Here is a 26,801-nt window from a genome sequence, read left to right on the forward strand (position 1 = left end):
TGCATTCCCAAAACGAAAGAGGCACAATGCTTTAACTGGCAAGCCAAAGCCGTTTTGATAACCGGATACTCCCGAATAGCTCAGCCGGTTAGAGCATCTGACTGTTAATCAGAGGGTCGCTGGTTCGAGCCCAGCTTCGGGAGCCACAATACAAGGTCAGCCCCACCAGTCCGGTGGGGCTTTTTTTTTATGACAACCCTAAAAATAGCTATCTTTGCAGCTACAACTGACAATAGCTATGTTCCTGAATAAGATCAAAGCCGGCGAGTCCGGGATACTGACCTATGGTATTACGCCGCCAAAATCGGAAACAAGTACGGAGAAGATTGCTGAAATTGCTGAAAAGACCATTTCAAGGCTTATACCACTGGATATCGACGCGCTGATCGTTTACGACGTACAGGATGAATCTGCACGTACTTCTGAAGAAAGGCCATTCCCTTTTCTGAAAGCATTAGATCCGTTTGAATTCGCCAGTAAGTATCTGCAAAAACTGAAAGTACCTAAAGTCATTTACCGTCCTGCGGGTAAATTCTCAAAGGAAGAATTGTCAGACTGGCTGGACGACCTTCAGCAACATCATTTCTACCCCGTTTTTGTCGGTGTACCCGCACCAGATTTTCGCGTAAAAACCAGCTTGCCGGAAGCCTATAAACTATGGAGCAGGTATGAAGCGCATTCGGTGATTGGCGCCGTTACCATTCCCGAACGGCACGAAGTGCTCAAGGATGAAGATAGAAGGATACTGGAGAAAGCAGATTGCGGCGTCTCGTATTTCATTTCACAATGTGTCTTTAACGTAGCTTATGCAAAGCAGGTGATAGAGGACCTTAGTCATACCTGTACTCAGGAGAACAGGAGCTTCCCTACGATCCTGTTTACACTTACGGCCTGTGGTTCGGTAAAAACACTGGAATTCATGAAATGGCTGGGTATCCACATTCCGGAAAACCTGCAGGCAGAGTTTCTGCAGGCCGAAGATATGCTGGAAAAATCAGTCAGCGTATGCCTTGACATCGCCCGTGAGCTGACTGATTTCTGCGCAGCCAGGTCCATTCCATTTGGCTTCAATATTGAAAGCGTGGCAATCCGGAAGACCGAAATTGAAGCATCGGTGCATATCGTAAACAGGGTTTCGGAAATGATGGCCGATAAAGGCATCAGAAGACCTCAGCCTGCTTCCGTCGGACAAGAACTGTAGCGGAAACGCCTGCAATACCCTTTTATCCGAAATCACTTTATCCTGTATAATTACGAAATCAGATCGGTATCAGTTCTGCATCAATTCCGTCTTGAACTATCCTTGGACTATCGTTACACTATGGTTGGACTATCCTTGGACTATCCGATAGATATTCCAACCATAGTTCAAGGATAGTTCAGAGATATAAGAACCATAGCTCAAAACTGCACTCAGCAGGTTCATACTTTGAGAACAACACAAATTTATTGCTTGTAGGAATAACACGATACGATTTGTTTTACTTACCTTCACAATCGTAACAACTCCTGGTTGTCAAAACTTAATATAAACTAACTTATTATGGCAATAGCTGAAAACGGACCTTTAGGGGTCCATCGCGGGAAAATAGAAAATACCGTTTATTATATACTCAATGGACAACAGATCGCCCGAAAGATCGGGCGGACGACAAAACCTCCGACATCCGGGAAGCTGCAGCATTGGGCAAAGGTAAAACTCGTCAACACGTTTTTAAGTACAATTAAGGATTTTCTGCGCACCGGTTTTGGGCCGGAAAGCCTGGGCACTACTAAAAATGCATTCAATATGGCAGTGAAGATGAATTTTCGGTCTTTGGTAAAAGGTACTTATCCCGGGCTGGAAATTGATTATCCCCAGCTGATCGTCAGCAAGGGAAAGCTCAAACCGGCACAAAACCCATTGGTAGCGGTTGAAGATGCCGGGCTGCGTTTCAGCTGGGATACCGACCCAAGAATGTCGTTTGCAGAAGCGAACGAGCAGGCGATGTTACTGGCTTATTTTCCTGAACACGGGAAGTCGGTCAGCAAACCTTTTGGCGCGGCGAGACAATCGGGCACGGACCTGCTGGCTTTACCGGAAGCGTTGTGTACCGCTTACATGGAAGTTTACATTTCATTTATCGCTGCAGACCGGACACAGGTGTCAGACAGCCTGTACCTGGGCAGTCTCAATCAAAACGGATGAAACCATGGGAATATTAGAATCGGGGCTGCTTGGCCCCTTTAGAAATAAAATTGGTCCTGCAGTGGGCCGTAAGCACAACGGACAGAATCTGATCGTAGCGGCCTACAGAAAGAGCAGAAAACCACCTACCGGGGTACAATTGTGGGAAAGAGAAAAATTCAGATTGTTAAATGGCTTTTTAAGCTGCATCCCTGACCTGGTAGCGCCGGGATTTAAAAAATATGCAAAGAAGAAAAGCGCGCTGAATGCAGCTTATTCCTATAATTATCCCAATGCCTTTATGCCAGCCACCCCGGACAATGATCATAGTGCCACCGGTGAAAACGCGGATGAAGAAGCTAAAACCGCCGGGCCGCGGCTCAACTTTTCCGCGTTGGTATATAGCAGAGGCGACATTGCTATGCCGGATGGACTGAATGTAAGCAGACATGGCAACCATGTCGTGTTCAATTGGTCTGCGCAGCAACAATCCTTTTATTGTCAGCTCAGTGACCTGGCTTCCTTCCTGGTCTGCGCTGAAGATGAAAAAGACTTCGTGGTGAGGCTGCGTGCTGCGGAACGCCATGAACTCAGTTTTGAAATGGAGGTTCCCGCGACATTTAACGGCCCCTTACACTGCTACATGAGTTTCGCTTCTGCGGATGGAAAGCTTCCTGGCAATAGTAAATATGCGGGAGCAATAACTCACTTCAGCATTCCTACAACCTGAAATTTTTCAAACACGGCTTCTGTATGTGGGGCATCCCCCAGTTCAGCTGTGAGGTCCTGGCCTGCCCAGTGTTCGTAATGTTTGCCGTTCCGCCAGAGGCGGCTTTCCGAAACGTCGTAGATAAAGCCTTTATAGGCTACCCAAATTTGAGGTTTGTCCTGCCCGTTGCGCAAGGCAAGTTGCTGAGGGGTATATGTGGTTAGTCCGGTCATATGTTCTGCCCGAAGGCAGTGCAAAAATAGGATTAAAAAAAAGAGGTGGCTTGAAATCATGATAGATTCAAACCACCTCTTTGTATTTTAAGCTTTACGCGATGTTATCTGACGCGCCACCTACTCAGGCTACGTTTGCGCCGAGTATTTCCTTTGAGTAAGTTTTCAGGTGTTTTTTCAGGATCTGCCTGGCCACATGTATACGCGTTTTTACAGTTCCTATAGGAATATTCAATTCCTCTGCAATCTCATGATATTTGAAGCCCTCAAAATATTTGATGAACGGCACATAATATTCAGGCTGTAAGTTGGCCAGGGCCTTGTTGATGTCACCCATGACAAATTTACTTTCGCTGGCATTTGTAGCTGCGCTGTAGTGCAAATTTGCAGATGAGATATCTTCCGACTGCGTAATGAGGGAATTGGTTTTGACCAGCCTTCTGTAGTTATTGATAAATGTATTTTTCATTATGGTGAATAACCAACCTTTCAAATTGGTCCCCTCTTTAAACTTGCCATAATAGGTAACCGCTTTCAGCATCGTATCCTGTACCAGGTCGTTTGCGTCCTCAACGTCTCTGGTAAAATTTAAAGCGAATGACTGTAAAGAAACCGAGTGGTCATTTAACTGAAGGGCAAATTCATTCTTTGTCATAATGTTTTAATTTTTAGGGTTTTAAAAAGCAGACTGTCAATAAAACTACGGATTAACCGCAGATGATTTGTTTAATGTTGAACACCAAAACATATACAATTGGCATACCAAAAAACATTTTTTTGAATTATCAAATCTCTTTTACTGCTTTTTTGTTCCTTTAAACATTTGTCACAGAATATTTACCTCTCTTTCCAGTCTGATGTGAAATTTGGCATATACGGATTCTATAATCTGTTCTGAAAAACTGTACACCTCCTGACCTGTAGCATGACCATAGTTTACCAATACAAGAGCCTGATGCTTCCAGGTTCCGGTTTGTCCGCACTTCAAGCCTTTAAAACCACATTGCTCAATCAGCCAACCGGCAGCAAATTTAACCTTATCGCCCGGGGCGGGATAACACACGGCCTCAGGGAACCTCGCGAGTACTTCATCTGCTTCTGACTTTTCAACTACCGGGTTTTTAAAGAAGCTGCCGGCATTGCCAATGGTTGAGGGATCTGGGAGCTTACTTACCCTGATCTCGGAAACTATTCTGGAGATATCGGCGATACCGGGAACGGCTATCTGCCTTTTTTTCAATTCCTCTTCGATGGCGCCGTACCGGGTATTGAGCGATGGAACGGTACTGAGCCGGAATGTTACTGACGTGATGATATATCTGCCCTTCAGTTCGTTCTTGAAGATACTTTCGCGGTATCCGAAGCGGCATTCGGCTTTGTTGAACCGGACTACGGCCGAGGAAGCGATTTCAAAAGCAGTACAGGACTCGAAGACATCTTTCAGTTCTACACCATAAGCGCCAATGTTCTGTACGGGGGAGGCGCCTACGGTCCCGGGTATGAGGCTGAGGTTTTCAATACCCGCAAAACCGCTCTTCACGCAAAACTGCACCAGGTCGTTCCATACTACACCGGCGCCCGCAGTCACATATACAACTTCTTTTTCCCTTCGCGCCTCGATGCCGGGAACAGAGACCTTGATGACCAGCCCGTCAAAATCATGGGTGAATAAGATATTACTGCCGCCGCCCAGCACCAGGTATGGCTCCTGAAAAGCGCCTTGTACATACAATTGGCTGAGATCATCTTCATGGAATATCTCGGTAAATTTTCTGGCTGTAGCAGGTACGCCGAAAGTATTAAAAGGTTTAAGGGCTTTTTGCTGCTCAATAACTGGCATAATTTTGTGATAACACGTTATATAAATGGTACAAACTTAGATAAAAAAATTGCCTATTTTTCCCCTGCGTTAGCAAAAGGGAGATTTAGGTTCAATATGAAACATGGAAAACCAGGACAAAAAGAAAATACTGATTATAGAAGCTGCATTAAAACGTTTCGCCCATTACGGGCTGGCCAAGACCACAATGACCGAGATTGCCAAAGACATTTCTTTTTCCAAAGCGCTGCTGTATTACTATTTTCCAGACAAACTAAGCCTCTATGTAAGTACCATTGAACATCTGATGCAGATTGTGAGCCGCGACCTGGTCAGGTCCATCGACAAGGCCAGCACCTGTACCGAAGGCGTGCTTAAACTGTTGCAGAAACGTCAGTCTTATATCCAGAAATACTATAATCTTTTTGAATCCAACCAGCTCATCGGCCATGAGCTGCCTGAAGGCCTGAAGGATAAGTTTCAGCGTGCGCGGACATTTGAGGCCATTATTCTCAATTCTCTTTTCAACAGGGGTATTGCCAGCGGGGAACTGAAAATAGAAGACGTAAAGCTGGCCACCGAAATCTTTATAGATGCCATATCCGGCATCCACTTTAACGTACTGACCAGGGAAAAGAGCATTTTGCCGGATAAGGAACAGTTCAGGCAAATCTTCCTGAAGGAAAAGATGTTTGCCGAGATTTTCCTGAACGGCTTAAAAAACACGCAATAAGTCACAGCATTGTCAATTTCCGGAAGTTTTGAAAGACAAAATTTCCTGTGAAGGTTTATGGCCTTACTTTTGACCCAAAGAATAAAAAAGTCAGAAAGTAAAAAAGTAAAATGGTAGAAACTGATAAAAAGCGTGAGATGATTATCGATGGGGCGATCAAGCGTTTTATCCACTATGGCATTAATAAGACGACGATGAATGAGATCGCCGATGACCTGTCGGTATCCAAACCTTCGTTATATTATTATTTCCCCGACAAGAGCAGCCTGGTACACGGAGTGATCGACAAGATCTTTTCCGATTACTTCGAGATTGTAGAAAGAGAAGCCGATTCAACGGAACCGCTTGAAGAACGGCTTGCCTATTTCGCTGAGGTGAAGCACCGTTTTTTCCAGAAGTATTATATGCTCCATCTTTCAGGTGGCAGCCCGGACCCGGCACTCAATTCCGAGGAACTGAAGAACTTCTTTTTAAAAATGAAGAAAAAGAACGAGGATTTCCATGCGAGCATATTCCAGCAGGCCGTTGACAGGGGTGAGATCAAACCCGTTAATGTGAGTAAAATTGCAGAGCTTTATCTGGAAAGCCAGGCGGGCATCACTTCGCTCTGTATCCTTCATGGCAATAAGGAACTTTTTCCCAGCAAGAAGGAAATGAAATTAATGCTTGAAAAGCAGCTGGACCTCTCCGGCATATTTATTAAAGGATTACAATAGATTCCACTTATCATATGAAAACTGTAATGAAACAGATAAAGACCATACCACTGCTGATCCTGGCGATGGTACTGGCAGTTACGGCAGATGCACAGCAGACACTGACGCTCAGGGATGCCTTGAACTATGCGGTCCAGAACAATGCCAACGCACGGAAAGCCAAGCTTGACATTGACGGCGGCAAGTATAAGACCCAGGAGGTAAGGGCTCAGGCGCTGCCGCAGATCACGGGAACTACAGGGCTGACCTATAACCCGATCATCGGGCAGCTGGTCGCGAACTTCGGAGGACAGACTCAGTCGATCCAGCTGGGCCAGGCCTGGAATTCCAGTGCCGGAGTACAGCTTTCGCAGCAGCTGTTCAACCAGCAGGTATTCACCGGCCTTCAGGCAGCAAAATCAAGTGAGGAATACTATGCGCTTTCTTCACAGCTTACTGAAGAGCAGGTGATTGAACTGGTAGCTAACAACTATTACCAGGTGCTGGTAAACAGGCAGCAACTGAATGTGATCGACACCAACTTAAAAAACATCAGGGTGGTTGAAAAGATTATTACCAACCAGTATGCCAACGGCCTGGCAAAAAAGATCGATGTGGACCGCATCAAGGTGAACATTACTAATCTGGAAACACAACGTACACAAATCATTAACGCGGTCACACAGCTTGAAAACCAGTTGAAGCTTTCTATGGGTATGCCCGTGACTACGGTGATTGAGCTGCCTAAAACGGAACTGACCGAGGTGAGCCAGTTGCCGGAACTCGCAGAATCGGTAAACCTGGATAACCGTACAGAGATCAGGTTACTGGATATACAGGACAAGCTGTTGTCACTGCAACGAAAGGCCTATGTTTCGGAATACTTTCCCAATCTTTCTCTTTCGGCCAATTACATGTATTCGAGCCAGGCTAACCGCTTTGATTATCTGAAATCGAATATGGCGGCCATTGGCTATGATGCTTCGGCCATAGGGCTGACGCTTAGGGTACCGATCTTTAACGGCTTTCTCACCCGCTCAAAGATACGCCAGGCCGATATTGATATTAAAAAAGCGAATGAAGACCGCAGACAGGCGGTAAATTCACTGAACCTGGCCTACGAAAATGCCAAGATCGCTTTGCGCAACAGTGTGAGCACAATCAATGCACAGAGAAAGAATGCACAGCTTGCCGATGAGATCTACAGGAGCACGCAAAACAATTACAACAACGGGCTGGCCAGCCTGACCGACCTGCTGGATACTGAGAATGCACTTACAAACGCACAGAACAGTTATACCCAGGCGCTGCTGAACTATAAGGTAGCGGAAATACAATTAATCAAATCAAAAGGAAATATCAAATCACTCTTACAATGAAAAGAATAGTTATAACAGTCTTGGTGGTCGTGCTTGCCTTAGGTGGCATTGCATTGGTATTGACCAATAATAAGAAAAAGAACGAAGCAAAGACGGCCTTCATTGCTAAGGGCGGCGGTGCCGTTGCGGTTCGTGTGGCCCAGGTAGAAAAAAAGGTAGTGGACCAGGACTTCAGTGCGAACGGTAATTTTGCACCTAACAAGGAACTGAACCTGCTGAACGAGAACTCGGGCCGGGTAACCCGGATATTTGTAGATGAAGGTGACCGTGTGAGCAAAGGCCAGGTACTGGCCCGCATTGATGCTGAAATTATCAATACTGACAGGGAAACTGCACAAGTTACTTACCAGAATGCACTCAAGGACCTGGCCAGGTATGAGAGTTCGTTCAAGACCGGCGGCGTGACCCAGCAGCAACTGGACCAGGCAAGGCTGAGTGCTGAAAGCGCAAAGCTACGCCTCCAGGCTTCGCAGCGCAGGGTAAGCGATGCGAACATCAAATCTCCGATCAATGGCGTGGTAAACAAACGGTATATTGAAGTTGGTGCTTTCGTCAACTCACAGGGAACCCAGTTGTTCGAACTGGTAGACGTATCTAAACTGAAGCTGAAAGTGAACGTAAATGAAGCCCAGGTGGCCAACCTGAAAATCGGGGACCGTATCGAGATTCAGTCTTCGGTATTTCCTGACGAGAAATTCTCGGGCAAGGTGACCTTCATAGCGCCCAAAGCTGATGCTACGTTGAACTTCCCGGTTGAAATTGAGGTGGAAAACACCCACAAGAACAGCCTTAAAGCGGGAATGTATGGCACTGCGGTATTCAAGTTTCCTAAACATGCGCCATCTATCCTGATTCCGCGCACCTCATTTGTAGGCAGCGTGAGCAGTAACGAAGTATTTGTGCTGGACAGGGCCAGTAACACCGCGAAGGTCAGAAAGGTGGTCAGCGGCCGCATCCTGGGTGACAATGTGGAGATCCTGGATGGACTGAAAGAAGGCGAAACAGTGATCACCAGCGGCCAGATCAACCTGACCAACGGTACCGCTGTGACGATCGTTAAGTAAACCACCCCAACAGAAAGAAAAATGAAAATAACAGACATATCCATAAAAAGGCCCTCGCTGGTAATTGTGGTATTTACCGCGCTTACCCTCCTAGGGCTGCTGAGCTACTTTTCGCTGGGTTATGAATTACTTCCTAAATTCTCCCCGAACGTAGTCTCTATATCGACCATCTACCCCGGCGCTTCGCCGAGTGAGGTGGAGAATACCGTAACTAAAAAGGTCGAGGATGCGGTATCTTCGATGGAAAATATCAAGAAGATCAATTCGGTATCTTTCGAGGGCATTTCCAACGTAACCATTACGCTTACAGATGCGGCTAACATTGACATTGCGCTCAATGACGCCCAGCGTAAGGTAAATGCCATCCTGGCTACCCTGCCTGAAGATGTGAAAACACCATCACTGAGTAAGTTTTCACTGGACGACCTTCCCGTGATCACCATGACCGCAGCGGCAAACATGGACGACGTGAGCTTTTATGACCTGATTGACCAGCGCATTGCCCCGGTGATCTCCAGGGTAAGCGGTATTGCCCAGGTGAACCTGGTAGGCGGGTCTGAGCGCGAGATACAGGTTTCCCTGGACGCCAACAAAATGCAGGGCTATAACTTATCGGCCCCTCAGGTGCAGCAGATGATCCTGAACTCTAACCTTGACTTTCCAACCGGAAGCGTAAAGACCCAGAGCCAGGATGTACTGATCCGTTTATCGGGTAAATACAGGAGTATTGAAGAATTGAGGAACCTGGTATTGACGACCGGCAAGGACGGGGCACAGATCCGTCTGGGCGATATCGCCGATGTTCAGGACGCTAAAAAAGAAACGGAGAAACTTGCACGTGTAGACAGGCAGGCTTCCATTGCGATCCAGATCATCAAGCAAAGCGACGCAAACGCGGTTGAAGTGAGTAAAGGTGTACATGCGATCATAGAAAAACTTCAGACCGAATATGCCGCCAGCAAACTTCAGCTCAGGATCGTCAACGACAGCTCTATATTTACGCTGCAATCTGCGGACGCGGTAATCCATGACCTGATGATCGCGGTGGTCCTGGTGGCCTTCGTGATGCTGTTCTTCCTTCATAGTCTGAGAAACGCGGTGATCGTGATGGTATCCATCCCGGCATCGCTGATCGCGACATTTATTGGTATTAAACTGTTTGGCTTTACGCTGAACCTGATGTCCCTGCTGGGTCTCTCACTGGTGGTAGGTATCCTTGTGGATGATGCTATCGTGGTACTGGAAAACATCCAGCGCCACATGGAAATGGGTAAAAATAAGGTACGCGCGGCATCTGACGCGACCCGTGAGATCGGCTTTACGGTAGTGTCCATCACCTTTGTAATCGTGGTGGTATTCTTCCCGATCGCGATCAGTACCGGCCTGGTTTCCAACGTACTTCGCCAGTTCTGTGTAGTGGTGATTATCGCTACCCTGCTTTCCCTCCTGGCTTCGTTTACGATTGTGCCGCTGCTTTTCTCACGTTACGGTAAACTGGAACATATTGAAGGCAAGAACATGTTCGGCCGTTTCATCCTCTGGTTCGAGAAACAACTGAAGAAGTTTACGATATGGATCACTGGTATCCTGAACTGGTCGCTAAACCATAAGGCCATTACCTTAGTTGGCGTATTTATACTGTTCCTGAGTTCATGCGGGCTTTTAGGTGCAGGCTTTATCGGGACAGAGTTCTTTCCCAAGTCAGATAAAGGAGAATTCCTGGTACAGATCGAATTACCGAAAGATGCCTCTCTGGAACAGACCAACTTCTTTACACAAAGGGCGGAGGCCTTCCTGGAGAAACAGCCGGAAATTACCCAGCTGATCACGACCGTAGGCCAGGCCAGCGGTGATATGGGTGGTACACAGGCTACAGCCTATAAATCGGAGATCAATGTAAAGCTTGTTGAACGTGACCAGCGCGAAGGGGTATCGTCCGATATCTTTGCCACAAAGATGAGCCGTGCCCTGGCCAAGGAACTGGTGGGCGCAAAGGTGAAGACCGTGCCGATCAGTATCCTGGGGATTGCAGAAAATGCACCGATCAGCCTGGTGGTAACGGGTTCTGACCTGGACAGCGTACTGAAATATGCTCAGGGTGCGAAAGACCTGCTGTCAACGATTTCAGGTGCCACGGAACTTAAGCTCTCGGTGGAGAAAGGAACCCCTGAGATCAACGTCCAGGTAGACCGGGATAAAATGTCGGCGATGGGCCTCACACTGGCTACGGTAGGTTCTACCATGCAGACCGCCTTTGCGGGCAATACCGACGGAAAGTTCAGGAAGGGTGAATATGAATATGATATCAATATCCAGTTCCAGGATTTTAACCGGAAGAATATAGATGACGTGCGGAACCTGGTATTTATCAATGACAAGGGTGCGCAGGTTAAACTGTCCCAGTTTGCCAGTATCACGGAAGGCTCCGGTCCGAGCCAGCTGGAGCGTATGAATAAGTCTACATCTGTAGCCGTTCAGGCCCAGTCTATAGGCAGACCTACCGGATCCATTGTGGAGGAATTCAGGACCAAGCTGGAAGAATATCAGAAAAACGGAAAGCTGAAGGCACCTCTAGGTGTTGGCTATACCTGGGCAGGTGACCAGGAAAACCAGAGCGAAGGCTTCGGAACACTGGGTATTGCCCTGATCTCTGCCATTATCCTGGTATACCTGATCATGGTGGCACTTTATGATAGCTTCGTGTACCCGCTGGTAGTCATGTTCTCACTGCCGCTGGCGATGATCGGTGCGCTTCTCGCACTGGCGCTGTCCAACAACTCACTGGGTATTTTCACGATCCTCGGTCTGATCATGCTGATGGGTCTGGTAGCGAAGAACGCGATCCTGATTGTCGACTTTACCAACCATCAGAAGGCCGAAGGCAAAACGACACGTGAGGCATTGGTGCTGGCTAACCACGCCCGTTTGCGGCCGATCCTGATGACTACTATTGCGATGGTATTTGGTATGCTCCCGATAGCGATTGCCAGCGGAGCGGGTGCAGAATGGAAAAACGGATTGGCCTGGGTAATCATCGGCGGTCTGATCAGTTCCCTGTTCCTGACCCTGGTAGTGGTACCGGTGATCTATCTGATCTTTGACCGGATGCTGGATAAGTTTGGATTCAATAAGAAAGGAAAGACCATTGATGAACTGATGGTAGAGCCTTATGATCATAAGGACGTGCTGGAATACGACGCAGACCTCATTAAATAACACATATAGATCTGAAAACCGGAAAGGGACCTTTTACAGGTCCCTTTTTTTTGTACTAAACAATTATCGCTATTTTGCAATATTGTTAAAGTCATGCTTAAATACTGCTGTACCCTGCTTTTGATCCTGGCCACACTTTCCGCAAAGCCGCAGCATCCGCCGGTTTTTGATGGAATAAAAACAGATACCGTTGCGCTGAAGCTTTACGACCTGGACATCAAACTGGTCAGATACAGCTACCGCATGCCCAACGTCAATTTCCTGGTCATTCATGATGATGAGGATACGGGTGTGAAGGCAGCTTTTGAATACATTCAGTTCAGCGGGGGCAGCATCATTGACTGCCAGTACGGATCTGTCCGGAACTTTAGGTTCAGTCATCGGTCATCTGGTTTTATGACCGATCCGAACAGTATCTATTCTTATCAGGGTATCGTCTCCGCACTGGTGAAGTATGAGAACACCGATAATGACAGTGTCATCGACAAACTGGAAGACATAGGCAAAAAGATACTCGAATACTACGACGGTGCAAAACATGGCTATTTCTTTACCCTTCATAATAACGCCGATGGCGGTTTTGGCATTAACTCTTACCAGGAAGGCGAAGACCTTGAACTCACTGCTGATTCCGTTCATGTAAACCCGGAGATGGACGCTGATGATCTGGTACTGGTAACTGATCCTGCTTTATTCCGACATCTGAAGGTGCAAAATGTGAATGTCATCCTGCAATCTGACCGGGGGCCGGAGGACGGCTCACTCTCCGTTTACGCAATGGCCCATAAAATTCCCTACATTAATGTCGAAGTACAGCATGGGCATCAGCAGGTGCACCTGGAACTGATCGAAAAAGCCATAAAGGCACTCTTTGAGGTTTACCCGCATTTAAAGCAAAAAAAGGCCGCAGAATGACCGCGGCCCTTATGGTATTGTTTATTTTAAATGCTTTTCCGGATCATATATGAATAGCCCTGTTTTCCGTTGCCGCAAGCGCAGCTTCCTTAAGCGCCTCGGTATAGGTTGGATGAGCATGACAAATCCTGGCGATATCTTCCGCTGAGGCGCGGAATTCCATGGCTACGACAGCTTCGGCAATCATATCTGCGGCACGCGGCCCGATCATATGAACGCCTAATACTTCATCTGTAGCCGTATCGGCAAGCACCTTCACGAAGCCGTCTGTATCCATACTTGCCTTTGCGCGTCCACTGGCCTTGAAGGGGAAAGAACCAGACTTATAGGTGATGCCCTTTTCCTTGAGCTGCTCTTCGGTATAACCTACTGAAGCTACTTCCGGCCAGGTATAAACGACACCTGGGATGAGGTTATAATTAATGTGTGGTTTCTGACCGGCGATGCGCTCGGCCACATAGATGCCTTCATCTTCTGCCTTGTGGGCAAGCATGGCACCTTTAATCACGTCACCAATTGCATAAACGCCAGAAACGCTGGTTTCCAGATGTTCATTGACCGGGACTTTATTACCGCGCTCTTCTGTCTTAATGCCGATATTCTCCAGACCAAGACCTTCGGTATAGGCAGTACGTCCTACTGCAACAATACAATAGTCGGCCTCGAAGCTCACCTGCTCACCTTTTGCGTTATCCGCTGTAACGGTGACCTTCTTCCCTTTCACGGTAGCTCCGGTTACCTTGTGCCCCATGAAGAATTCCATGCCCAGGGATTTTTTCAGCACGCGCTGAAGTTCCTTGCCCAGGCCGCCGTCCATAGTCGCAATGATAGAGGGCATAAATTCAATCACGGACACCTTTGTGCCGAGCCTTGCATATACGGAACCCAGTTCCAATCCGATGACACCGCCACCGATCACGACCAGTTGTTTGGGTACTTCGGTAATGTTCAGCGCCTCTGTAGAGGTGATGATCCGCTTTTTGTCGATGGGCAGGAAAGGCAAAGCGGTAGGTTTGGAACCTGTCGCAATAATGACATTTTTTGCCGTAACGGTTTCAGATGAACCGTCCTGCCTGGTAACCCTGATGGTGTTTTTATCCACAAAGGAACCTACGCCTTCGAAGGCATCGATCTTGTTCTTTTTAAAGAGGTACTGGATACCTGCGGTATTTTGTGCGACAACATCGTTCTTACGGGCGATCATCTGTGCCATATCTACCTTAAGGTCTTTCAGTTCAATACCATGGGTCTTAAACGTGTGTGCTGCATTGTGGAAGTGCTCTGAAGAATCCAGCAGGGCCTTTGAGGGAATGCAGCCTACATTCAGGCAGGTACCGCCAAAGGTTTTATATTTCTCGATAACCGCGGTTTTCAGGCCCAATTGCGCACACCGGATCGCTCCTACATAACCACCAGGTCCGGAGCCAATGACAACTACATCGTATTGCATATAATGGATTTTTTTATGACGCCCTAAGTTAAGAAACCTATCGGTAAATCCTGAACAAATGCGGGTATTTGCTATCTTTAACCACCTAAACCTTATTATTTCATGACAACCACTTTCAAATACACCTGGCTCTTGGTCCTGCTGCTGAGCTGCGCATTGCATTCGGCCGCCCAGCTGAGCGATTCGGCTTATGTGCGGGCCAACTACACCAAGCTGGAAAGACAGATCCCGATGCGGGACGGCGTAAAGCTGTTTACGTCCATTTATATCCCTAAAGACCAGAGCAGGAAATACCCTTTCCTGGTCAACAGGACGCCCTATACTGTTGCTCCTTACGGCGCTGATAAGTATAAGACCAGTCTGGGTAATTTCCCGGCGATGATGCGTGAAGGATTTATCTTTGTTTATCAGGATGTACGCGGGAGGTGGATGAGCGAGGGTACCTTTGATGACATACGCCCCCAGGTTGCCAGCAGAAAAAGTAAAAAGGACACCGACGAAAGTACGGATACCTATGACACCATAGACTGGCTGGTCAAAAATATCAAAAACAACAATGGGAAAGCAGGTATCTATGGTATATCCTACCCAGGCTTCTATTCGACAACTTCCCTGCCTGGCGCTCACCCGGCACTGAAAGCAGTCTCTCCGCAGGCGCCGGTAACAGACTGGTACAGGGGCGATGACTTTCACCACAATGGCGTGCTCTTTCTGGCCGATGCCTTTGGCTTTATGAGTACCTTTGGTGTCCCGAGACCAAAACCGATCACCCCAGACCAGGGTCCGAAGGGGTTCGAGTTTCCGATATCAGACAATTACCGTTTTTACCTGGAATCCGGAACGGCAAAGAACCTGAAAGAAAAATACTTCGCAGACAGTATCCGGTTCTGGAACAATCTTTTTGCACACCCCGACCTGGACACTTTCTGGAAGGCGCGCAATATCCAGCCCCATCTCCGAAATGTCAAACCTGCAGTGATGGTGGTCGGCGGCTTTTTTGATGCGGAAGATGCCTATGGCACCTTTGCGACCTATCAAAGCATTGAAAAGCAGAATCCCGGTGCGAACAATATCCTTGTAGCAGGCCCGTGGTTTCACGGTGGCTGGGTACGCAGTGATGGCAGCAGCTTCGGAGACATCAGTTTCGGGAGAAGCACCAGCATTGACTATCAGACCCAGTTTGAACTTCCATTTTTTAAGTATTACCTGAAAGGAGAGGGCGATTTCAAACCGGCAGAAGCCAATATTTTCATTACCGGCAGCAACGAATGGAAGGGTTTTGCGACCTGGCCGCCAAAAGAGACGGAGAACAGGACATTATATCTTCAGCCAAACGGAAAGCTTGGCTTTGAAAAGGTAGGCCGTACCGACAGCTGGGATGAATATGTGAGTGATCCCAACCACCCGGTACCTTATCAGGACGGCATACAGGCCAGGCGAACCCGGGAATATATGATCGATGACCAGCGCTTCGCGGCACGCAGGCCTGATGTGATGACTTATCAGACCGATCCGCTCAGCGAAGACATTACACTGACCGGGCCGGTGCTGGCCAGCCTTGCCGTATCTACCACCGGCACCGATGCAGATTATGTGGTCAAGCTCATCGACGTTTATCCGGAAGATGCCCAAAACACCGTAAACAATCAGAAGAACATTATTATGGGCGGATACCAGATGCTGGTGCGTGCGGAGATCATGCGCGGAAAATACCGCAACAGCTTCGAAAAACCAGAGCCCATGCAACCGGGAGTAGTCACAAAGATCAGTTATACCTTGCCTGATGTTGCACACACCTTTAAGAAAGGCCACAAGATCATGGTACAGATTCAGAATACCTGGTTTCCCCTGGCAGACAGGAACCCCCAGCAATTCATGAATGTCTATGAGGCCGAACCTTCCGACTTCAGGAAAGCTACCCACCGTATTTTCCATGATGTCCACAATGCATCGTCCATTACTATTCCTGTGCTCAAATGAGGAAAACGAACCTAGCTTTCTGCTTTATTCTGGCAATATCGGCCCTTTTCTGCGGTATGGATGCCGCAGCACAACAGCCACAGCGTTTCACCAAAGCTGACACCCTGAGGGGCTTGCTGACCCCGCTCCGAAGCTGCTACGACATCAACTACTATCACCTGGATATCAAAATAAATATTGAGGAGCAATCTATAGCCGGCAGCAATGAATTTACCTTTACGGCCACTCAGGATTTTGACAGGCTTCAGTTTGATCTTTTCGAAAACCTGGAGATCAGCAAGGTCGTTTACCGGGGCGCAGAACTCCATTTTACCCGTGAGTTCAATGCGGTTTTTCTGACCTTCCCCAAGCAGATTAAAAAAGGAGAAAAACAAAGTTTTAAGGTTTTCTATGCCGGTAAGCCGGTCATTGCCAAGAGGCCGCCCTGGGACGGGGGCTTTATCTTCAGCAAAGACAACTCCGGTAATCCCTGGGTTTCCGTTGCCTGCCAGGGACTTGGTGCCAGTTCCTGGTGGCCAAACAAGGACCATCAAAGCGATGAAGTGGACAGCATGCTCATCAGCATCAGTGTCCCCGGACAGCTCCGCGAAGTGTCTAACGGCCGTCTCAGAAGTGTCATTCCCGCCGATGAGGGATATAACCAATACAATTGGTTTGTCGCCAGTCCCATTAACAATTACAATATCAGCCTTTATATCGGCAAATACGCGCACTGGTCAGATCAGTATAACGGTGAAAAAGGAAAGCTAAGCCTCGATTTCTGGTCGCTGGAATCTGACAGTGCTCAGGCCAGGCCACACTGGGAAGCTGATGTTAAAAGAATGCTCAGGTCTTTTGAATACTGGTTTGGCCCCTACCCTTTCTATAAGGATGGCTACAAACTCGTACAGGCGCCACACCTGGGCATGGAACATCAGAGCGCGGTTGCCTATGGCAATCTCTTCAGGCAGGGCTACCTTGGAAAGGATCTTTCCGGCAGCGGATGGGGCCTGAAGTTTGATTTCATTACCATTCATGAAAGCGGACACGAATGGTTCGGCAATAACATCACTTCCAAAGACATTGCCGACATGTGGATACATGAGGCTTTTACCTGTTATTCAGAAACACTGTTTACCGAATCTGAATATGGTAAAGATGCCGGGACCGCCTATGTTTCCGGCATCCGGCAGAATATCATGAACGACATGCCTATTATCGGGCCTTACCATGTAAACACTGAAGGCTCTGGTGACATGTACTACAAAGGGGCAAATATGATCCACAACATCCGCCAGCTGATCCATAACGACGAAAAGTTCAGGGCCATACTGAGGGGCCTTAACCAGACTTTCCATCACCAGACCGTAACCACGCACCAGATTGAAAACTATATAGCCGTCCAATCCGGACTGAACCTGAACAAAGTTTTCGATCAGTACCTGCGACACAAGGACCTACCTGTACTTGAATATGACATCAGTAAGGGCAGGCTAAGCTATCGCTGGAGAGCTGATGTCAGAAACTTCGATATGCCGGTAAAGGTTAGCCTGAAACCGGGCCGTTATGACTGGATCTATCCAAGCAGTACCTGGAAGGCCGTGCCGCTGGCTTCAGGTATCAGTAAAAACAATTTCAAGGCAGACCCCAATTTTTACATCGGATTAGAGGAAAAAGCCAGGTAGTCGGCAGCCACCTGCCACATCTCCCATAAGAAAGGGCCGCATCAAGATGCGGCCCTTATCACTTTATAAATTATCTTCTTATTCTGGTTATACCCCCAGCAGTAATCTTGCGGGGTCTTCCAGCAATTGCTTCACCCTTACCAGGAAACCTACTGATTCCCTGCCATCGATTATACGGTGGTCGTAAGACAAGGCTACATACATCATCGGCCTGATCACAACTTCTCCTTTTTCCGCAACCGGGCGTTCTACGATGTTGTGCATACCCAGGATGGCAGACTGAGGCGCGTTGATGATCGGCGTAGACATCATTGAGCCAAATACCCCGCCGTTGGTGATGGTAAAGGTACCGCCGCTCATCTCTTCAATGGTCAGCTTGCTGTCACGTGCCTTGGTAGCCAGTTCCACAACTGCCTTTTCAATCTGCGCGAGGCTCATGCTTTCCGCATTTCTGATTACCGGCACCACAAGTCCCTTAGGGGCAGACACCGCAATGCTTACATCCGCAAAGTCATTATAAACAACCTCTTCACCTTCAATGCGTGCGTTCACCGCAGGGAAATCCTTCAAAGCTTCACACACCGCTTTGGTGAAGAAACTCATAAAACCAAGTCCTACACCATGTTTCTCCTTAAACTGATCTTTGTATTTTCCGCGCAGATCCATAATGGGCTTCATGTTCACCTCGTTAAAGGTAGTGAGCATCGCTGTCTCGTTCTTGACCGTCACCAGACGTTTGGCCACTGTTTTACGCAATGGCGACATCTTCTCCCTACGCTCATTTCTCGAACCAGCAACAGCTGCGGGAGCTGCAGCCTTAGAACTTTCAGCCTTCGCAGCAGCAGGAGGCGTCTTCTGCGCACCGAGCGCATCTGCCTTAGTGATGCGGCCATCCACCCCGGTACCCTTCACATCAGTAGCTTCAATCCCTTTTTCCGCCAGTATCTTTCCGGCAGCAGGAGAAGGTGAGCCTTTAGCATAGCTGTCGCCGGCCTTTTCTGCTGTGGGTACCGCAGTAGCTTTGTCTGCTATTGCAGCAGGCTTTTCTTCCTGAGCAGGCTCCTTTTCTTTCGGAGCGGCAGCACCGCCCTCCTCTATTGTACAAACAACGGCACCAATAGGAAGCGTGTCGCCTTCGGCAGCTACAGTTTTCAAAGTTCCGGCTTGTTCAGCAGTCAGTTCAAATGTAGCCTTGTCCGATTCCAGTTCGGCGATAACCTCATCCATTTCCACAGATTCACCATCAGCCTTTACCCAGCGGGACAAAACAACTTCCGTGATCGACTCGCCTACCGGCGGAACTTTAATTTCTATACTCATAACAGGTTATTATTTTTTAATCAACATTGTAAACTTTGCTTACAGACTTTTTCGCGATCTTCTGTTCTTTTTCGGTAACCGGGGTCTCAAAAGCTTTTGCCAGAATATAAGCCTGCTGGTTGGCATGCTGCTTAGCATATCCTGTAGCTGTACTGCTGCTTTCTTTTCTGGAGATCACTTCGATATCATTAAATAACGTTCTTCTCAGCCTGCGAAGCAAATATGGCCAGGCCCCCATGTTTTCTGGCTCTTCCTGAACCCATACCATCTCACCGGCATTTTTGTATTTCTTATAAACTGCCTCCATCTGTACCACTGGTGTAGGGTACAACTGCTCTACGCGAACAATGGCCACATCTCTGATCTGGTCCTTCTGTTGCTTTTCCAGTAATTCGTAATAGATCTTGCCAGTACAGAACAGCACACGTTTTACATCAGCCGCCTTTACGTTAACATCGTCAATGACCTCCTGGAATTTCCCACTTGTGAATTCCTGCAGCTTAGATACGCAGGATGGGTGGCGCAGCAGGCTTTTCGGTGTAAACACAATCAGGGGCTTTCTGAAATCACGCTTAAACTGCCTGCGCAAGGCATGGAAAAAGTTAGCCGGCGTAGTACAGTTGGTCACCTGCATATTATAATCGGCGCAAAGCTCCATAAAACGCTCGATCCGTGCAGAGGAGTGTTCAGGTCCCTGGCCCTCATAACCATGAGGCAGCAACATTACCAGGCCATTCTCCCGCTGCCATTTGGTTTCCGCACTGGCTACATACTGGTCCACTACGATCTGGGCGCCGTTAAAGAAGTCGCCAAACTGTGCTTCCCATATCGTCAGGGCATTTGGATTTGCCATGGCATACCCATATTCGAAACCGAGTACACCATATTCTGACAAATGTGAATTGTAAATATCAAAAGGTGCCTGCTGATCTGATATATTTGCCAGCGGGATATATTCTTCTTCCGAATCTTCCAGCGTAAGTACCGCATGACGGTGAGAAAAGGTACCCCTTTCTACATCCTGTCCGCTCAGACGCACGCGCTTGCCTTCAGCTAACAAAGTACCATAGGCCAGCTGTTCGCCCATTGCCCAATCAAAGACATGTGTCTTATTTGCCATCTTGCTTCGCTCCTCAAACAATTTCTCAATCTTTTTGAAGAATTTCTTATCGGAAGGCAGGGTGCTGATCCTTTTTGCAATTTCCAGCAATGTAGACTCTTTTACGCTGGTATCCGGCGATTCCTCAAAGTCTTTAGGCGTCGCGATGCGCATATCTGCCCATGCGCCACCGAACTTTACATCGGTATAGGTAGAGGTCAGTTCCTTTACCTCATTCAGACGTTCCTGCAATAAGCCACGGAACTCCTTCTCCATTTCCTTAGCCTCTTCAGCGTTCAGCTTGCCTTCCCCGACCAGTTGCTGGATATATATGTCCCTGGTATTGGCATGCTTCTCAATCGCTTTGTAGAGCAGGGGCTGGGTAAATTTCGGCTCATCTGACTCATTATGACCAAATCTCCTGTAGCAAAGAATATCTATGAAAACATCATTCTTATACCGCTGTCTGTATTCCATCGCAAGGTTAATCGCATATACCAGGGCCTCCACGTCATCGCCGTTCACATGGAATACCGGCGAAAGGGTCACCTTAGCAATATCTGTACAATAAGTACTGGTACGGGCATCTTTGAAATTCGTGGTAAAACCGATCTGGTTGTTGATGATCAGATGGATTGTGCCTCCGGTCTTATAACCGTCGAGCCCCGCCATCTGGATCACTTCATAAACAATGCCCTGTCCGGCAACAGAAGCGTCCCCGTGGATCAGGATCGGCGCAAGGCGGGAATTGTCGCCGCCATATTTAAAATCGATTTTTGAACGGCTCATCCCTTCGACCACACCGTTCACCGTTTCCAGGTGCGAAGGGTTAGGACATAAGCTCAGGTGGACGCTCTTGCCGTCATTTGTAGCTACGTCTGTAGAATAGCCAAGGTGATATTTCACGTCTCCGCCAAAAGGCGACTCGGCGCTGTAGGCCTTACCTTCAAATTCAGCAAAAATCTCCTTATAGGCCTTTTGCATAATATTGGCCAGTACATTCAACCTGCCCCTGTGTGCCATGCCGATCACAAATTCCTCGATGCCCAGCGCTGCTCCCTTTTCAATAACGGAGTCCAGCGCGGGGATCAATGCTTCCGCACCTTCCAGTGAAAAGCGCTTCTGGCCCAGGAATTTGGTACCCAGAAAATTCTCAAAGCTCACCGCTTCGTTCAGTTTCTTCAGCATTCTCCGCTTTTCCTCTATTGAAAAGTCAGGAGTATTACGGGCACTTTCCATTTTCTCTTCTATCCACTTCAACACTTCCGGCGTACGCACGTATTTGTACTCCGCTCCGATAGAACGGCAATAGGTCTGCTTCAGAAAAGCAACAATGTCGCTCAGCTTGGCGGGCCCTATACCGATCTCTATACCAGAGTTAAAAACCGTATCCAGATCAGCAGCAGAAAGTCCGAAGTTATCAATATCCAGCGTGGGAAGATGTACCCGCCTTTCCCTTACCGGATTGGTCTGGGTGAACAAGTGGCCCCGCTGCCTGTAGCCGTTGATCAGGTTAAGTACGTTGATCTCCTTAAGAAAGTGTTCAGGTGCCTCCCGGCTTACCTCATTCCCGGAAGAGCCCCTTCCAAAGTCAAAACCCTCGAAAAATTTCTGCCATCCGAATTCTACCGAAGCGGGATCTGTTTTAAAAGACTGGTATAGTGATTCTATATACTCGGCGTTGGCGCCACTGAGATAAGATAAATTATCCATTATATATTTGTTGCTCTGTGTAATGCAAAATTAGCGTTTTTTACCTGAATAAATGCTCAAAAAAACGCTATAAATCTTCCAGGAAATCAACCATGTCGCAAACATTTTTCAAGGGTGTCAGCTGGTCATTTACAAGAATATCGAATTCAGCGATAAGACTCCCCGCAACGATAAGTGGTACATCGATATAATCCATTACCCTGCCAATTACCTTATTGATGTTCTTGCCGAGGTTCAGCGAAGTCAGCACAATAAAGGCAAAATCGGGATGATAAGATTCAGTGACCTTCTTAAGGTCTGTATAAGGGACCTCGGAACCAAGATAAAGAATATCATGCCCGCATTTTTTCAGCAGATAGCGGGCAAAAAGCAAACCGGTTTCCCGCAGTTCATCTTCAGGCAAAAACAACAGGAAGCGTTTTGGCGCCTCAATTTGTGGCTTTTCCACGCGATCTATTTCCACAATCAGCCGGTCCCTAATCAGGCTGGAAGCAAAATGCTCATGTGACGGATCAATAGCTCCTGTCTGCCATAGCATCCCCACCTTTCTCATAAAGGGAAATAAGACAGTATCCATGGTGTTTACCAGTCCCATCTGCGCCACACAACCCGCAAGCACCTGTGAAAAAGTCACTTCATCATAAGCTACTGTGGCATCGGAAAGATTGAGTAACTGCACGGAATCATTGTTCCAGTTCATCTTCAACTGGGCGACAAGATCGCCAATCTGCTTTGGCCCCATTTCCGCGATCTTACTGATCTTGTACCCATTCTCGTTAAGTGTAACGATGTTGAGCAGCATTTTGAGGTCGTCTTCGTCATAATAGCGGATATTCGTAGAAGTGCGTTTAGGCGGCACCAGGTTATACCTGCTTTCCCACGCCCGAATGGTGTGCGCCTTAATACCGGTTAGGCCTTCTATGTCGCTGATAGAGAATTTCTTCACACTTATCCTTTAACAAATGTTAAACAACAATGTTTGCAAAAATAAATCTTGTTCAACTAAGTAACCAAATTCCGGTGGACTATGCAACTGAAGTTGACTCAGCCGCCGCAGTTTCCAGCAGCTTTATCTGTTTCTCAATATCAAATGCGCCTTTATGTCCTGCTCCCAGTCCTGTCCCTGCAATGTTGGCCCAGTTGCCCCAGTTGCTTGCGGGCGAATAATCCAGCAACTTTTCTTCAAAATAAGCTGCCCCCTTAGTCCAGTGCCCTCCGGCCACGTGCACGAGAAAAGTAGCGACAACCAGACGTGCTGCATGAGGAATAAAACCGGTATTGTTCAGCTCCCTCATGTATCTGTCCACTAAGGCATTACCTGTATTACCAGCCTTCCAGTCCGCTACCTCGCGGCTATCCGGCATTTCCGGTTCCTGCACAAGTATCTCCAGCCCTGGCTCCCGGAAAAACCTGATGCCGTGCTTTTTAAACATAAAGCGATAGTAGTCCCGCCAGAGCAGACCAAGCAGTACTTGATTGAAATTTGCGTTTCCCCCGATGCGCTCTTCTGCAGCCTTGAACTTCCAGTAGACCATCCGCGGCGACAAGCAGCCCAGCGAAAGCCAGGCGGACAACCTTGAAGAAAAACCATTCTTGTCTCCGGTTTTACCCGAAGGTTTATAATAGATAACTGAAGAAGGGGTCAGCAACTCCTCAAGATGGGCCAGGCCGGCTGCCTCACCTCCCTGCAATGCATCAGGAACAGATTCTTCAACCCCAAAACCAAGATCTTCCGGGCCAGGCAGTACTCCCCATTCCTCATTTTCCACAAAGCTGATCTTTTCAGGCGTATCAAAGCAGGCCTTTACAACGGCATCGCGCTCCGTCTTCTTTTTAAACTGCGAGAAAACATCCGGTATGTCCCTGATCGGAAAAGGCAGGTCTTCCTTGTTGTACAAGGTATGACCGATAAAGTGCCTCAGGTTGATCTTCTGCTTCCAGAGCGCATCTTCGACAGCTGCTGAAATCGCGGTTTCCTCGGGACCGACCTCCCTGTGATGGTAAACCTCGGAAATTTCAAAACGCTCAGTCAAGTTCAAAATATGGTCTTCCGGACGGCCTTTCACCAATAGGATATCTCCGCTAAAACGCTGAAAGGCAGTTCTTAATGCCCGTACACTTTCAATCAGGAAACGACTCCTTTGAATACCTGTCTTAAGTGTATCAAAGTTTGTGATTTCAAAATACCTGGGATCAAAAAAATAAACCGGGAGTATTCTTTCCGATTTTGCAATGGCCTCTACCAGCATTTCGTTATCGTGCAGGCGCAGATCATTCCTAAACCAGACCAGAATTCTTCTAGATTTCATCCCCTAAATGCTCAGTGTTGTGTTAGAGAATACAAAAATATACGAAATATTAGGTTACTTCGAATCACTTATACAATATTTACACAAGCAAAACAAAAACCAGGGCTACCCGTTAATTTCATAAGATGAAAAGGCACATTCTTGTTACAGGGGCTTCCGGGCTGGTTGGAAAGCAGTTGATCAGCGAACTGCTCCGGCAAGGCCATACCGTTTCCGCGCTCATACGCAGCAATAAACCCATACCAGGTGTCAAAACCTATTTATGGGACATCTATAAAGACACTATAGACCCCGCATGCATAACGGATGCAGATACCATCATCCACCTCGCCGGAGAAAGCATTGCCGGAAAGAAATGGAGTACAGCTTATAAACAACAGGTCATCGACAGCAGGGTCAAGTCTACCCAACTTCTGCAAAAACTGATCAGGGACACCAATGCCCCTGTCGGATCATTTATTTCAGCTGCCGCGGTGGGTTATTACGGCGACTGCGGGGACGAAATCCTTTCCGAAACCTCTGCTAACGGATATGGCTTTATGGCAGAATGCTGTGCACAATGGGAAGATGCCATTGACAAAGGACGCCGGCTTGGTATGCGTATTGTCAAGTTCAGGCTCGGCGTAGTCCTGTCCAAAGACGGAGGCGCACTCGCTTCGTTCGAAAAGCCCATCCGCTTCTTTACCGGGGCACCGCTGGGCAGCGGCAAGCAATGGATTCCATGGGTGCACATTGACGACATCGTCAGCATGTTCATCAAGGCCCTGGACAATACGGCATTCAATGGCGTCTACAATGCCTGCGCCCCGTTCCCGGTAACCAACGAGACCCTAACCAAAACCATAGCGAAAACACTTCGCCGACCGGTCTGGCCATTTCATGTCCCGGAAAAAGTAATTCGCATGCTCCTTGGAGAGATGAGCACAATCGTCCTTACCAGCACCAATACTTCTGCTCAAAAGCTCCTCGATGAAGGCTTCCGTTTCAAATATACGCACCTGGAAGACGCCCTTGCTGCAATTTATACCAAATGAAGAAAGAAATCAGCATCTGCTGGCTCCGCCGCGACCTGCGACTGGCAGATAATGCTGCGCTCTACCATGCGCTAAAAGGTCCCTATCCTGTACTCCTGTTGTTCATCTTCGATAAGAATATCCTTGATAAACTGGAGAATCCTGGGGATACACGTGTCACCTTTATACATGATGTTCTAACCGGACTTAACAAGGAACTGGAGCAGCACCATTCCAGCATCCTTGTCAAATACGGCACACCTGAAACCGTGTGGCAGGAAATAGTCGGAGCCCATCATATAAGGGCGGTGTACACAAATCATGACTATGAGCCGCAAGCATGCCGACGGGATGATACGCTGGCCGAATTTCTTGCTTCTGAAGGCATTACCTTTCATACTTTCAAAGACCAGGTTCTTTTCGATAAAAATGAAATCCTCAAAGGAGACGGCACTCCATACACCGTCTTTACACCTTATTTCAGACAATGGCAGCAAAAGCTGGAAGAATTCTATTACAAATCCTACCCAAGCCAGAAATATCTCGGTAAGCTCTTGCACATTTCCCGACAGCAGGTACCTGCCTTAGAGACGTTGGGTTTCTTACGCTCCGCACAGGAAATACCATCCGTTAACTTTGAGGATAAACTTGAGGATTATGAAAGGTTACGGGACCTTCCGGGGGCGGATGCGACAACGCGTATCGGTCTGCACCTGCGCTTCGGTACAGTCAGCATCCGAAAAGCCGTATCAGAAGCCATCCGCCAGAAGGCAGACAAATGGCTTTCGGAGCTTGCCTGGCGGGATTTTTACATGATGATCCTCTGGCATTTTCCGCACACCAGCACACAATCCTTTAAACCAGCATACGACAATATCCGGTGGAGAAACAACGAAACCGAATTTAAGGCCTGGTGCGAAGGAAGAACCGGTTACCCACTGGTAGACGCCGGTATGCGGCAGCTGAACCAGACTGGCTTTATGCACAACCGCGTTCGCATGGTCGCCGCCAGTTTTCTGACCAAGCACCTGCTCATCGACTGGCGCTGGGGTGAAGCCTATTTTGCTGAAAAGCTTCTGGACTATGAAATGTCCAGCAACATAGGTGGCTGGCAATGGGCCTGTGGCTCCGGTAACGATGCAGCCCCATATTTCAGGGTTTTTAATCCAGAACTACAGTCAAAGAAATTTGATCCGGATCAAAAGTACATCGACCGCTGGCTGCCGGAGTATAAGCAAAAAAAGCATGTTCAGCCCATCGTTGAACATGCCTTTGCAAGGGAAAGAGCACTAAAGGTCTTTAAAACAGCACTAAATGTCTGAC

General features: G+C 47.8%; 21 protein-coding genes and 1 tRNA gene. 14 read left to right on the top strand and 8 right to left on the bottom strand.

Annotated features, from left to right (window positions below):
- The first annotated feature begins 69 nt into the window (after positions 1-69).
- From P2W84_RS14110 to P2W84_RS14125, 4 genes are all read left to right on the top strand, one after another.
- Positions 70-146, top strand: a tRNA-Asn gene (locus tag P2W84_RS14110).
- A gap of 68 nt (positions 147-214) precedes the next feature.
- On the top strand, positions 215-1,201 hold the full coding sequence (locus tag P2W84_RS14115) for a hypothetical protein (RefSeq protein ID WP_276090795.1): 987 nt from the start codon (positions 215-217) through the stop codon (positions 1,199-1,201).
- Between the two features lie 342 nt (positions 1,202-1,543).
- Positions 1,544-2,188 carry a DUF6266 family protein gene (locus tag P2W84_RS14120; RefSeq protein ID WP_276090796.1) on the top strand — a complete coding sequence of 215 codons (645 nt, stop codon included), beginning with the start codon at positions 1,544-1,546 and terminating at the stop codon, positions 2,186-2,188.
- 4 nt (positions 2,189-2,192) lie between these two features.
- A complete protein-coding gene (locus P2W84_RS14125; RefSeq protein ID WP_276090797.1) occupies positions 2,193-2,897 on the top strand; it encodes a DUF6266 family protein in 705 nt (234 codons plus the stop codon).
- On the opposite strand, the gene P2W84_RS14130 is transcribed toward P2W84_RS14125, so the two are convergent.
- The 3 genes from P2W84_RS14130 to murB all read right to left on the bottom strand — a co-directional run bounded on the left by P2W84_RS14130 (position 2,873) and on the right by murB (position 4,949).
- Positions 2,873-3,109, bottom strand: coding sequence for a cytochrome b5 domain-containing protein (locus P2W84_RS14130; protein WP_276090798.1), 237 nt, complete (start codon positions 3,107-3,109; stop codon positions 2,873-2,875). The two genes, P2W84_RS14125 and P2W84_RS14130, sit on opposite strands and share 25 nt — an antisense overlap.
- A gap of 124 nt (positions 3,110-3,233) precedes the next feature.
- Entirely contained in the window at positions 3,234-3,764 is a 531-nt protein-coding gene (locus P2W84_RS14135) for a sigma-70 family RNA polymerase sigma factor (protein ID WP_276090799.1), read from the bottom strand.
- 171 nt (positions 3,765-3,935) lie between these two features.
- Complete coding sequence (gene murB, locus P2W84_RS14140) at positions 3,936-4,949, bottom strand: UDP-N-acetylmuramate dehydrogenase (protein ID WP_276090800.1); 1,014 nt, start codon at positions 4,947-4,949, stop codon at positions 3,936-3,938.
- 103 nt (positions 4,950-5,052) lie between these two features.
- Between murB and P2W84_RS14145 the strand changes: the two genes are divergently transcribed.
- The 6 genes from P2W84_RS14145 (at position 5,053) to P2W84_RS14170 (ending at position 12,930) form a co-directional block, all read left to right on the top strand.
- Entirely contained in the window at positions 5,053-5,661 is a 609-nt protein-coding gene (locus tag P2W84_RS14145; RefSeq protein ID WP_276090801.1) for a TetR/AcrR family transcriptional regulator, read from the top strand.
- 110 nt (positions 5,662-5,771) lie between these two features.
- Positions 5,772-6,377, top strand: a complete 606-nt coding sequence (locus tag P2W84_RS14150) for a TetR/AcrR family transcriptional regulator (protein WP_276090802.1) — start codon at positions 5,772-5,774, stop codon at positions 6,375-6,377.
- A 26-nt stretch (positions 6,378-6,403) separates the two neighbouring features.
- Positions 6,404-7,735 (top strand): TolC family protein, encoded by a 1,332-nt coding sequence (locus tag P2W84_RS14155; protein WP_276090803.1) that lies wholly within the window; start codon positions 6,404-6,406, stop codon positions 7,733-7,735.
- A complete protein-coding gene (locus P2W84_RS14160) occupies positions 7,732-8,799 on the top strand; it encodes an efflux RND transporter periplasmic adaptor subunit (RefSeq protein ID WP_276090804.1) in 1,068 nt (355 codons plus the stop codon). The genes P2W84_RS14155 and P2W84_RS14160 overlap by 4 nt, the downstream gene beginning before the upstream one ends.
- A gap of 21 nt (positions 8,800-8,820) precedes the next feature.
- On the top strand, positions 8,821-12,015 hold the full coding sequence (locus tag P2W84_RS14165) for an efflux RND transporter permease subunit (RefSeq protein WP_276090805.1): 3,195 nt from the start codon (positions 8,821-8,823) through the stop codon (positions 12,013-12,015).
- A gap of 93 nt (positions 12,016-12,108) precedes the next feature.
- A complete protein-coding gene (locus tag P2W84_RS14170; RefSeq protein ID WP_276090806.1) occupies positions 12,109-12,930 on the top strand; it encodes a hypothetical protein in 822 nt (273 codons plus the stop codon).
- A gap of 43 nt (positions 12,931-12,973) precedes the next feature.
- Here P2W84_RS14170 and lpdA read toward each other — a convergent pair whose 3' ends face one another.
- Positions 12,974-14,380 carry a dihydrolipoyl dehydrogenase gene (gene lpdA / locus P2W84_RS14175; protein WP_276090807.1) on the bottom strand — a complete coding sequence of 469 codons (1,407 nt, stop codon included), beginning with the start codon at positions 14,378-14,380 and terminating at the stop codon, positions 12,974-12,976.
- Between the two features lie 102 nt (positions 14,381-14,482).
- Here lpdA and P2W84_RS14180 point away from each other — a divergent pair, with 102 nt between their 5' ends.
- Positions 14,483-16,360, top strand: a complete 1,878-nt coding sequence (locus tag P2W84_RS14180; RefSeq protein ID WP_276090808.1) for a CocE/NonD family hydrolase — start codon at positions 14,483-14,485, stop codon at positions 16,358-16,360.
- The gene (locus P2W84_RS14185) at positions 16,357-18,024 is read left to right on the top strand and encodes a M1 family metallopeptidase (protein ID WP_276090809.1); all 1,668 of its coding nucleotides are present in this window, start codon (positions 16,357-16,359) and stop codon (positions 18,022-18,024) included. Before P2W84_RS14180 ends, P2W84_RS14185 begins: the two co-directional genes overlap by 4 nt.
- Positions 18,025-18,111: 87 nt before the next feature.
- Here the strand turns inward: P2W84_RS14185 and odhB are convergent, their stop codons facing one another.
- From odhB to P2W84_RS14205, 4 genes are all read right to left on the bottom strand, one after another.
- The gene (gene odhB, locus P2W84_RS14190; protein WP_276090810.1) at positions 18,112-19,344 is read right to left on the bottom strand and encodes a 2-oxoglutarate dehydrogenase complex dihydrolipoyllysine-residue succinyltransferase; all 1,233 of its coding nucleotides are present in this window, start codon (positions 19,342-19,344) and stop codon (positions 18,112-18,114) included.
- Positions 19,345-19,360: 16 nt separating this feature from the next.
- The gene (locus P2W84_RS14195; RefSeq protein ID WP_276090811.1) at positions 19,361-22,156 is read right to left on the bottom strand and encodes a 2-oxoglutarate dehydrogenase E1 component; all 2,796 of its coding nucleotides are present in this window, start codon (positions 22,154-22,156) and stop codon (positions 19,361-19,363) included.
- A gap of 67 nt (positions 22,157-22,223) precedes the next feature.
- The gene (locus tag P2W84_RS14200; protein WP_276090812.1) at positions 22,224-23,102 is read right to left on the bottom strand and encodes a MerR family transcriptional regulator; all 879 of its coding nucleotides are present in this window, start codon (positions 23,100-23,102) and stop codon (positions 22,224-22,226) included.
- A gap of 79 nt (positions 23,103-23,181) precedes the next feature.
- Positions 23,182-24,465: a DASH family cryptochrome gene (locus tag P2W84_RS14205; RefSeq protein WP_276090813.1), complete on the bottom strand. Its 1,284-nt coding sequence runs from the start codon at positions 24,463-24,465 to the stop codon at positions 23,182-23,184.
- Between the two features lie 125 nt (positions 24,466-24,590).
- Between P2W84_RS14205 and P2W84_RS14210 the strand changes: the two genes are divergently transcribed.
- Both P2W84_RS14210 and P2W84_RS14215 read left to right on the top strand, forming a co-directional pair.
- A complete protein-coding gene (locus P2W84_RS14210) occupies positions 24,591-25,499 on the top strand; it encodes a TIGR01777 family oxidoreductase (RefSeq protein WP_276090814.1) in 909 nt (302 codons plus the stop codon).
- Entirely contained in the window at positions 25,496-26,800 is a 1,305-nt protein-coding gene (locus P2W84_RS14215) for a deoxyribodipyrimidine photo-lyase (protein WP_276090815.1), read from the top strand. Before P2W84_RS14210 ends, P2W84_RS14215 begins: the two co-directional genes overlap by 4 nt.
- The last annotated feature ends 1 nt before the right edge of the window (position 26,801 follow it).

It is taken from the genome of Pedobacter sp. JY14-1, assembly GCF_029269825.1.
GTDB lineage: Bacteria > Bacteroidota > Bacteroidia > Sphingobacteriales > Sphingobacteriaceae > Pedobacter.

Excerpts from the sequence above, each read along its gene's own strand:
- P2W84_RS14150 (WP_276090802.1), top strand. The coding sequence starts at position 5,772 with ATGGTAGAAACTGATAAAAAGCGTGAGATGATTATCGATGGGGCGATC.
- P2W84_RS14145 (WP_276090801.1), top strand. The coding sequence starts at position 5,053 with ATGGAAAACCAGGACAAAAAGAAAATACTGATTATAGAAGCTGCATTA.
- P2W84_RS14165 (WP_276090805.1), top strand. The coding sequence starts at position 8,821 with ATGAAAATAACAGACATATCCATAAAAAGGCCCTCGCTGGTAATTGTG.
- P2W84_RS14130 (WP_276090798.1), bottom strand. The coding sequence starts at position 3,109 with ATGACCGGACTAACCACATATACCCCTCAGCAACTTGCCTTGCGCAAC.
- odhB (WP_276090810.1), bottom strand. The coding sequence starts at position 19,344 with ATGAGTATAGAAATTAAAGTTCCGCCGGTAGGCGAGTCGATCACGGAA.
- P2W84_RS14120 (WP_276090796.1), top strand. The coding sequence starts at position 1,544 with ATGGCAATAGCTGAAAACGGACCTTTAGGGGTCCATCGCGGGAAAATA.
- lpdA (WP_276090807.1), bottom strand. The coding sequence starts at position 14,380 with ATGCAATACGATGTAGTTGTCATTGGCTCCGGACCTGGTGGTTATGTA.
- P2W84_RS14185 (WP_276090809.1), top strand. The coding sequence starts at position 16,357 with ATGAGGAAAACGAACCTAGCTTTCTGCTTTATTCTGGCAATATCGGCC.
- P2W84_RS14215 (WP_276090815.1), top strand. The coding sequence starts at position 25,496 with ATGAAGAAAGAAATCAGCATCTGCTGGCTCCGCCGCGACCTGCGACTG.
- P2W84_RS14205 (WP_276090813.1), bottom strand. The coding sequence starts at position 24,465 with ATGAAATCTAGAAGAATTCTGGTCTGGTTTAGGAATGATCTGCGCCTG.
- P2W84_RS14125 (WP_276090797.1), top strand. The coding sequence starts at position 2,193 with ATGGGAATATTAGAATCGGGGCTGCTTGGCCCCTTTAGAAATAAAATT.
- P2W84_RS14180 (WP_276090808.1), top strand. The coding sequence starts at position 14,483 with ATGACAACCACTTTCAAATACACCTGGCTCTTGGTCCTGCTGCTGAGC.
- P2W84_RS14170 (WP_276090806.1), top strand. The coding sequence starts at position 12,109 with ATGCTTAAATACTGCTGTACCCTGCTTTTGATCCTGGCCACACTTTCC.
- P2W84_RS14155 (WP_276090803.1), top strand. The coding sequence starts at position 6,404 with ATGAAACAGATAAAGACCATACCACTGCTGATCCTGGCGATGGTACTG.
- P2W84_RS14135 (WP_276090799.1), bottom strand. The coding sequence starts at position 3,764 with ATGACAAAGAATGAATTTGCCCTTCAGTTAAATGACCACTCGGTTTCT.
- murB (WP_276090800.1), bottom strand. The coding sequence starts at position 4,949 with ATGCCAGTTATTGAGCAGCAAAAAGCCCTTAAACCTTTTAATACTTTC.
- P2W84_RS14195 (WP_276090811.1), bottom strand. The coding sequence starts at position 22,156 with ATGGATAATTTATCTTATCTCAGTGGCGCCAACGCCGAGTATATAGAA.
- P2W84_RS14210 (WP_276090814.1), top strand. The coding sequence starts at position 24,591 with ATGAAAAGGCACATTCTTGTTACAGGGGCTTCCGGGCTGGTTGGAAAG.
- P2W84_RS14160 (WP_276090804.1), top strand. The coding sequence starts at position 7,732 with ATGAAAAGAATAGTTATAACAGTCTTGGTGGTCGTGCTTGCCTTAGGT.